Origin of the sequence: Micromonospora sp. M51 (assembly GCF_018070305.1) — a bacterium.
GTDB classification, from domain to species: Bacteria; Actinomycetota; Actinomycetes; order Mycobacteriales; family Micromonosporaceae; genus Micromonospora; species Micromonospora parva.
Genome location: NZ_JAGPXZ010000969.1, coordinates 1 through 1,965 on the forward strand (window position 1 = coordinate 1; position 1,965 = coordinate 1,965).

Genomic DNA, 1,965 nt, shown 5'->3' on the forward strand with positions numbered 1-1,965 from the left:
GTGCCGGTCACCCTCGCCGGGACGCAGGCCGGGCTCTACTGGCTCGCCTGGCCGGGCTACCTGTGGCTCGCGCTGATGTTCTACCTGCTTGTCGTGCTTGTCGTGCTGGAAGTGCCGATGCTCGTCGCCCGGCTGGTGCTGCGCCGCCGGGTGGTTGCCGCGGAGCCGACCACCGCCGCGCCCGAACCGGTACTGGTCGGTGCCGCCGGGCCGACCGACCCGCCGGCCGCCGGCGCTGTCGCGGCACCGGACCACGACCCGTCCCGTCGGTTGCTGCTGGCCCGTGGGGCGGCCATCTTCGCCGGCCTCACCGCCACCGGCATCACGGGGTACGGCGTCCGCACCGCCCTCGGCCCGCCGCAGCTGGACCGGGTGCGGATCCCGCTCGCCAAGCTCCCCCGCAGCATGGACGGTCTGCGCATCGCCACCGTCTCCGACATCCACCTCGGCCCGCTGCGCGGCCGGGCACACACCGAGCGGATCGTCGCCGCGATCAACCGGCTCGACGCGGACATCGTCGCCGTCGTCGGTGACCTGGTGGACGGCTCCGTCGCCGAACTCGGCTCGGCCGCCGCGCCGCTGCGCGACCTGCGCTCCCGCTACGGCAGCTTCTTCGTCACCGGCAACCATGAGTACTACTCCGGCGTCGAGGAGTGGGTCCAGGAGGTCGACCGGCTCGGTCTGCGGGTGCTGCAGAACCGGCGGCAGGAGATCCAGGCCCGGGGTGGGGTGCTCGACCTGGCTGGCGTGAACGACCTCAGCGGGGCGGGCACCGGCCTCGCGGCCGGTCCGGACTTCGCCGCCGCCCTCGGTGACCGCGACCCGAGCCGGCCCGTCGTCCTGCTCGCGCACCAGCCTGTGGCGGCCAAGGAGGCGGCCCGCTACGGCGTCGACCTGCAACTGTCCGGGCACACCCACGGCGGGCAGATGGTGCCGTTCAACCTGGCCGTCCGGCTGGAGCAGCCGGTGGTCAGCGGGCTCGGTGAGGTGGACGGCACCAAGGTCTACGTGACCAACGGCGCCGGTTTCTGGGGTCCGCCGGTCCGGGTCGGCGCGGAGCCGCAAATCAGTCTGGTCGAGCTGCGCTCGGCATAGCGGAGGTCACGTCCGCGCGTGGCGGCGGGTGGCCGGCGCGGCGGGCGTGACAGGATGCGGCGTGCCCCCGTTCAGCGCCGTACCCCCCGGTGGCCTACCGCCATTCGTCGCGGACCTGCACATCCACTCGAAGTACTCGCGCGCGTGCAGCCGTGATCTCACCACGCCGAACCTCGCGTGGTGGGCCCGGCGTAAGGGCATCGGCCTGCTCGGCACCGGCGACTTCACCCACCCCGCCTGGTACGACCACCTGCGGGAGACGCTGCGCCCGGCCGAGCCGGGGCTCTACCGACTCGACCCGGAAGCGGAACGGGACATCGCCCGCCGACTGCCACCGCGACTCGCCTCGACGGCGGAGGCGGACCCGGTCCGGTTCATGCTGAGCGTGGAGATCTCCACCATCTACAAGCGGGACGACCGGACCCGCAAGGTGCACCACCTGATCTACCTGCCGGATCTGGACGCGGTGGCCCGGTTCAACACCGCGCTGGGCCGGATCGGCAACCTCGGCTCCGACGGCCGGCCGATCCTCGGACTGGACTCCCGCGACCTGCTGGAGATCACCCTGGAGGCCAGCCCCGACGGTTACCTGGTGCCCGCGCACATCTGGACCCCCTGGTTCTCCGCGTTGGGCTCGAAGTCCGGCTTCGACGCGATCGCGGACTGCTACGCCGACCTGGCCGAACACATCTTCGCCGTGGAGACCGGGCTCTCCTCCGACCCCGCGATGAACTGGCGCGTCGGCAGCCTGGACGGCTACCAGTTGGTGTCCAACTCGGACGCGCACTCGCCACCGGCTCTCGGCCGGGAGGCGACAGTGCTGACCGCGGAACGGGACTACTTCGCCGTTCGGGAGGCGCTGCGTACCGG

Annotated in this window: 1 protein-coding gene and 1 pseudogene; both read left to right on the forward strand. The window is 72.5% G+C overall.

Features of this window, described 5'->3' with window-relative positions; translation table 11 throughout:
• Nucleotides 1-1,095, forward strand: a 1,095-nt coding sequence (locus KBX53_RS31370) for a metallophosphoesterase (RefSeq protein ID WP_210863372.1), incomplete at its 5' end; no start/stop codon positions are given.
• Nucleotides 1,096-1,156: 61 nt separating this feature from the next.
• Nucleotides 1,157-1,965: pseudogene (locus KBX53_RS31375) on the forward strand (endonuclease Q family protein); the annotation flags it as partial.